Origin of the sequence: Anabaena sp. AL93 (assembly GCF_001672085.1) — a bacterium.
GTDB classification, from domain to species: Bacteria; Cyanobacteriota; Cyanobacteriia; order Cyanobacteriales; family Nostocaceae; genus Dolichospermum; species Dolichospermum heterosporum.
On the sequence record NZ_LJOU01000084.1, the window covers coordinates 21,702 to 28,160 of the forward strand.

A 6,459-nucleotide genomic window follows, 5' to 3' on the forward strand; every position below is an offset into this window, starting at 1 on the left:
AATCACTGTAGTAAATTGTTACAGTGCGTAAATTTTAATTTATGAAAATACTCATCCTCAATGCCGGTTCTAGCAGCCAAAAGAGTTGTCTGTACGACATGACCTCCCCGATTCCTAATTTAGCCCCCCAACCTCTTTGGGAAGGAAAAATAAATTGGACTGAAAACCAAAATCAGGCAGAAATTACAGTTAAAACCGCTACAGGTGCAAAACTGCAAGCAACTCTGGCTGATGATTCCCGACAGGTGCAATTTACTCATTTGTTATCTACGCTTACAAATGGCGAAACCAAGGTAATTGATGATTTAGCAGCCATAGATGTGGTAGGACATCGAGTAGTACATGGTGGTCAAGATTACCAAGAGGCTGTAATAATTACGGAAAAAATTAAACAGGCGATCGCTCACTTATGTAATCTAGCCCCAGCCCATAATCCAGCCGCTTTAGCTGGTATTGAAACCATTGAAAATAGTCTAGGGAATATCCCCCAAGTAGCAGTTTTTGATACTGGATTTCACCGCACTTTACCCGATGCCGCAGCTATCTATCCCATCCCCTATCATTTAGTTGAACAGGGTATCCGTCGTTATGGCTTTCATGGCATCAGTCACCAGTATTGTGCCAATCGAGCAGCGGAAATTCTTGGTCAAGATTTACAATCTCTGCGAATAATTACCTGTCATTTAGGTAATGGTTGTTCTTTAGCCGCCATCAAAAATGGTTGCAGTATTGACACAACAATGGGATTTACTCCTCTAGATGGTTTAATGATGGGTAGCCGCAGTGGTTCAATAGATCCAGGGATTTTGATTTACTTATTGCAACAGTATAATTACTCTAGTCACGAACTAGATAATGTGTTAAATAAAGCTTCAGGATTAAAAGGTATTTCTGGAATATCTAGTGATTTAAGGGAAGTGATAGCTGCAAAAGACCAAGGTAATCAACGCGCTCAACTAGCTTGGGATATATACGTACATAGCCTCCGGGCTGGTATCGGGGCAATGCTGGCTAGTTTAGCAGGTTTAGATGTTTTAGTCTTTACCGCTGGAGTCGGCGAAAACTCCCCAGCAATCCGTCAAGCTGCTTGTGAAGCTTGGGGATTTTTAGGACTGAAAATTGACTTGGCGAAAAATCAGCAACAACCTATTGATATTGATATTGCCACATCTGATTCCACAGTACGAATCTTAGTCATAGAAACTCAAGAAGATTGGTCAATAGCTCAACAATGTTGGAAATTGCTGCAACAATAATACAGGAGTTCAGGAGGTAGGGGCGCAGGGCCTGCGCCCGCCTGCGCCCATTCAGGAGTATGGCTAACGCCACGCTATGCCTTCGGCACACCACGTGAACGCTATCAGGAGTTCAGAAGAAAGAAATTTCTCCCCCACTCCCCCCACTCCCCCCACTCCCCCACTCCCCCCACTCCCCCACTATGTTTTTATCTCGTGAAGCTATTACCACGCCATTAGTTGCTTGCTTTTGTATTGTCAGTATTAGCTTAATGCAAATACCAAAACTGCAAAAACTATTAATTAATAAACAATCTATTTCCGTAGAAGCTCTCCAAAAAGACCTCAAGAAAGAAAGTTTTCGCTTAAACTTACTTGAGGCTATCCCCAGTTTTAGTTATAAAAATTTCATTGCCGATTGGGTATATATTGATTTTTTGCAATTCTTCGGTGATAATGAAGCCAGAGATAAAACCGGATACAGTATCAGCCCAGAGTATTTTGAAGTTATTTTAGACCGTGATCCACGTTTTTTAGAAGCTTATTTAGGACTTTCTATAAGTAGTTCTTTATACGGTGGTATGCCAGATAGAACTATAGCTTTAATGGAAAAAGGATTAAAATCTTTATCACCACAAATTCCCCCCAGGTCATACTATATCTGGCGCTATAAAGGCACAGATGAGTTACTATTTTTAGGTAATGCTCAGGCATCAAAAAAATCTTTTCTCAAAGCCGCAGAGTGGGCAAGCACTTATACTGATGAAGAAGGTACGCAGGTAGCGTTTATTTCTCAAAAAACTGCCAAGTTTCTGAGTAAAAATCCTGATAGTAAAGCAGCACGAGTGGCTACATGGGCAATGGTTTTAAACAATAATGTAGATAAAAAAATTCGCAACCGAGCAATTCAGGAAATTGAAGCCTTGGGAGGAAAGGTCGTTACAAATGCCGACGGCACAGTTAGTATTAGACCACCAGAAAAAGATTGACAACTGACAACTGACAACTGACAACTGCGAAGAATCGTTACAATAGAATTTCTACTATCCTCATCTTTTAGACCTGTAGGGTAGAACAGATTATTTTTATCATGACAGGAGGATTATTTTAAGATATATTAAGATAAGTTAACATAATTATCATAATGTCCTCTTCCTTAGAGAAGCTAGGTATAAGCAGCAAACAAGTACAGGAGAATCAACATCGGTGAATAATAAAAAATGGCGAAATACGGGGCTGTACGCGCTCCTTTTTATAGTCGTTATTGCACTAGGAACGGCATTGTTTGACAAACAACCTCAAAGCCGAGAAACATGGCGCTACAGCCAATTTATCCAAGAAGTCGAAAAAGGCAGAGTTGAGAGAGTCAGTTTAAGTTCCGACCGGTCTACAGCCTTGGTGACACCTAAATATGACCCTAACAAAAAGATTGTTACCTTAGTTAATGACCCAGATTTAATCAATACTCTGACAAATAAAGGTGTTGATATTGCCGTATTACCTCAAGCAGACGAAGGATTCTGGTTTAAGGCTCTTAGCAGCTTATTCTTCCCTGTATTGCTGTTAGTTGGTTTATTTTTCCTCCTCCGTCGCGCACAAGGTGGACCAGGTAGCCAAGCTATGAACTTTGGTAAATCTAAAGCCAGAGTGCAAATGGAACCCCAAACTCAAGTTACCTTTGGTGACGTTGCGGGTATTGACCAAGCCAAATTAGAATTAAATGAAGTTGTAGACTTTTTAAAGAATGCCGATCGCTTTACCGCTATTGGTGCAAAAATTCCTAAAGGTGTACTTTTAGTCGGTCCTCCTGGTACTGGTAAAACCCTCCTCGCGCGGGCTGTAGCGGGCGAAGCAGGTGTTCCTTTCTTCTCAATTTCTGGTTCTGAATTTGTGGAAATGTTCGTTGGTGTGGGTGCTTCCCGTGTCCGCGATTTATTTGAACAAGCGAAAACCAATGCTCCTTGTATCGTCTTTATTGATGAAATTGACGCAGTAGGTCGTCAACGGGGCGCTGGTTTAGGTGGTGGTAACGACGAACGGGAACAAACCCTCAACCAGTTACTAACGGAAATGGATGGTTTTGAAGGTAACACTGGTATTATTATTATTGCTGCTACCAACCGTCCTGATGTATTAGACGCTGCTTTATTACGTCCAGGTCGTTTTGACCGTCAAGTTGTGGTTGACCGTCCCGACTACGCTGGTAGAAGTGAAATTCTCAGAGTTCATGCCCGTGGTAAAACTTTATCTAAAGATGTAGACTTGGATAAAATTGCCCGCCGGACTCCTGGTTTTACCGGTGCAGATTTATCTAACCTGTTGAATGAAGCCGCAATTTTAGCCGCCCGTCGCAATTTAACTGAAATTTCGATGGATGAAATTAATGATGCAATTGACCGTGTATTAGCTGGACCCGAAAAGAAAGACCGGGTAATGAGCGAAAAGCGCAAAACTTTGGTTGCATACCATGAAGCAGGCCACGCTTTAGTTGGGGCTTTAATGCCTGACTATGACCCTGTGCAAAAGATTAGCATTATTCCTCGTGGTCAAGCCGGTGGTTTAACTTGGTTTACTCCTAGTGAAGACCGTATGGACACTGGTTTATATAGCCGTGCTTATTTGGAAAATCAAATGGCTGTGGCTTTGGGTGGTCGTCTGGCTGAAGAAATCATTTTTGGTGAAGAGGAAGTGACTACTGGTGCTTCTAATGATTTACAGCAAGTGGCTAGAGTAGCTAAACAAATGATAACTCGGTTTGGGATGAGCGATCGCTTGGGTCCAGTAGCCCTTGGTCGTCAACAAGGAAATATGTTCCTGGGTCGAGATATTATGTCTGAGCGCGATTTCTCGGAAGAAACTGCTGCTGCTATTGACGAAGAAGTTCGGAAATTAGTTGATACTGCTTATATTCGAGCTAAAGAAGTATTAGTCAGTAACCGCAAGGTTTTAGATGAAATTGCTCAAATGCTGATAGATAAAGAAACCGTTGACGCTGAGGAATTACAACAAATCCTTGGTAATAACGATGTGAAAATGGCAGCTTTTGCGTAGTTTTTTCTTAAATATCTAAAAAGGGTAATTCTGGTTTTTCTGGAATTACTCTTTTTAGTTTCTTGTGAACGTTAAAGATGCTAAAATCCCATACGGTTTAGTTAAGCCTAATACTCTTTTTTTAAAACGAACCACAGAGGCACAGAGGACACAGAGAGAGAAAAAATAGAGAGGTTTTTTGCGTCAGTTTTGGGACATTTTTTTATGGTATATTACATTTTCCTGGTTTTGTAAGACAACATTAATCTAGAATAGATTATGACTACACTTAAATTGAAAAATCACCAAATCTGGCAAGATTTAACTGAGATATTAGAAAATTTAGATACTAATTCTCTTGTTCAAAAACATCTTGAACAATGCTGTTATACAATAAATGGTTATTGGGATGAACAGGATAAATATTATGAATCAATTACTTTACCTCACCCCATAGAAGCAAAATTAGTCAGCAGTTTTGTGGGTATTACCCAAGATAACCGTTTTCTAAAACTCAAATTTTCTCTTATGAATTTTCTGGAAAATATAGGTGAGTTAGTTCTTATCTATAATGAAAATCTAGAATTGATTGATGAAAATTGGCTTTTAGATATAGATTCTCCTATGCTTCCGCTTAATCAAAACAATTTAATAATCAGGTTTATTTCATTCTAGAAAATTGTAGGTTGGGTAGAACGAAGTGAAACCCAACAAAATATAGCTAGACTTATGAAAGTAATCTATTTTTGCACGCAGAGGCGCAGAGTCGCAGAGAGTTCATTTTATTTTATCCTATTCGCAAAACTAAGGTTTCTTCTCCTGGTAAAATTAAGGTTTTTCCCAATGGTAAAATTGCTAAAGCATTAGTTTGGGATAAGTTAATTAAGTTCCCTGAATTTAAGTTACCACTTGTTTGCTTAAATTCGTAAATACCATTATTTAATTTTAAATTACCCCAAATATAAGTTTCCATTTTTCCGTTAGATTTTAATTCGCAATGGGATTTTACTTTGATAAATTTACTTTCCCAACCTCGATTAATTCCTGAAAGTTTTTTAATTGTCGGTTTTACAAATCGCCAAAATGTCACTAAAGCCGAAACGGGATTTCCTGGTAAACCAAAATAAAGAGAATTGGGAAATGTGGCAAATGTCAGAGGTTTTCCTGGACGCATTTGCACGGCACGAAAATGAATTTCTGCTCCCAAAGATGCTAATATATTATCAATATAATCATAATCACCTACGGAAACTCCACCAGAAGAAATAACTATATCACTATTGTTAATAGCATAATTGATAGTCTCTGTTAATGCGCTAGGATTATCCTTAATAATTCCTAATGTTAACACTTCTGCACCCAAATCACGTACTAAAGCTGCTAAAGCATATTGGTTAGAATCTACTATCTGTCCAGGTTTTAGGGTTTGTTCTGGTGTTACTAATTCGTCACCACTTGAAAAAATTGCCACTCGCAGACGACGGAAAACACTGATTTCTGCCAATTGTGCAGCCGCTAAAATCGCAATTTCCGCTGCATTGAGGGGAATTCCTGCTGGTAAAAGTTCTTTTCCTGCTTGGTAAAAGTCTCCTTGGTGTCTAACAAATTCCTGCGGTTGCGGTGCAGAAAAAATAGAAACCCAGTTTTTCTCTAAATTAGTTTTTTCCTGCATAACTACAGTATCCGCACCTTTTGGGATTATTGCACCAGTGAAAATCCTTGCTGCTTGTCCTGGTTGAATAGTATTTTGAGGTTGATATCCTGCGGGAATCTCTTCGACAACTTCTAAAATTGTCGGATTTTCAGAAGTGGAATTTTGCACATCTTCATAACGCACTGCAAAACCATCCATTGCGGAATTATCCCAATGGGGAAAATCTAAAGAACTAATTACAGGAGTTGCTAAAATTCGGTGAAATGCTGTCAATAAATCAACAACTTCAAGATCATGTTCTTGATTTAAAGGTTGAACATGATTGAAAATAATCGTTTCTGCATCTTTAACGGATAACATAGTGGATGATTTAGTTAGTTACTGTTAGAAATTAAGATTAATTAACTTTTATTATTGAGAGGTTGTTTGAAAAGTCATGATTGCTGTATTACAGCAAATTGTCATCAAACCCGGAACAAGAACCCCACCCCCAACCCCCTCCCCGCAAGCGATGAGGGGGCTAAGATGTACCTTATATGA

Annotated in this window: 5 protein-coding genes; 4 read left to right on the plus strand and 1 reads right to left on the minus strand. The window is 39.2% G+C overall.

Features of this window, described 5'->3' with window-relative positions; genetic code table 11:
* The first annotated feature begins 41 nt into the window (after nucleotides 1–41).
* The 4 genes from AN486_RS20015 to AN486_RS20030 all read left to right on the plus strand — a co-directional run bounded on the left by AN486_RS20015 (nucleotide 42) and on the right by AN486_RS20030 (nucleotide 4,940).
* Nucleotides 42–1,256, plus strand: coding sequence for an acetate kinase (locus AN486_RS20015; RefSeq protein WP_053539371.1), 1,215 nt, complete (start codon nucleotides 42–44; stop codon nucleotides 1,254–1,256).
* Nucleotides 1,257–1,438: 182 nt separating this feature from the next.
* Nucleotides 1,439–2,224: a hypothetical protein gene (locus AN486_RS20020; protein ID WP_290602266.1), complete on the plus strand. Its 786-nt coding sequence runs from the start codon at nucleotides 1,439–1,441 to the stop codon at nucleotides 2,222–2,224.
* A 217-nt stretch (nucleotides 2,225–2,441) separates the two neighbouring features.
* Nucleotides 2,442–4,286: an ATP-dependent zinc metalloprotease FtsH3 gene (gene ftsH3, locus AN486_RS20025; RefSeq protein WP_027401619.1), complete on the plus strand. Its 1,845-nt coding sequence runs from the start codon at nucleotides 2,442–2,444 to the stop codon at nucleotides 4,284–4,286.
* A 258-nt stretch (nucleotides 4,287–4,544) separates the two neighbouring features.
* On the plus strand, nucleotides 4,545–4,940 hold the full coding sequence (locus AN486_RS20030) for a hypothetical protein (protein WP_039205159.1): 396 nt from the start codon (nucleotides 4,545–4,547) through the stop codon (nucleotides 4,938–4,940).
* A gap of 112 nt (nucleotides 4,941–5,052) precedes the next feature.
* On the opposite strand, the gene glp is transcribed toward AN486_RS20030, so the two are convergent.
* Entirely contained in the window at nucleotides 5,053–6,279 is a 1,227-nt protein-coding gene (glp, locus tag AN486_RS20035; RefSeq protein WP_290602269.1) for a gephyrin-like molybdotransferase Glp, read from the minus strand.
* Between the last annotated feature and the right edge of the window lie 180 nt (nucleotides 6,280–6,459).

Excerpts from the sequence above, each read along its gene's own strand:
- AN486_RS20020 (WP_290602266.1), top strand. The coding sequence starts at position 1,439 with ATGTTTTTATCTCGTGAAGCTATTACCACGCCATTAGTTGCTTGCTTT.
- AN486_RS20015 (WP_053539371.1), top strand. The coding sequence starts at position 42 with ATGAAAATACTCATCCTCAATGCCGGTTCTAGCAGCCAAAAGAGTTGT.
- glp (WP_290602269.1), bottom strand. The coding sequence starts at position 6,279 with ATGTTATCCGTTAAAGATGCAGAAACGATTATTTTCAATCATGTTCAA.
- AN486_RS20030 (WP_039205159.1), top strand. The coding sequence starts at position 4,545 with ATGACTACACTTAAATTGAAAAATCACCAAATCTGGCAAGATTTAACT.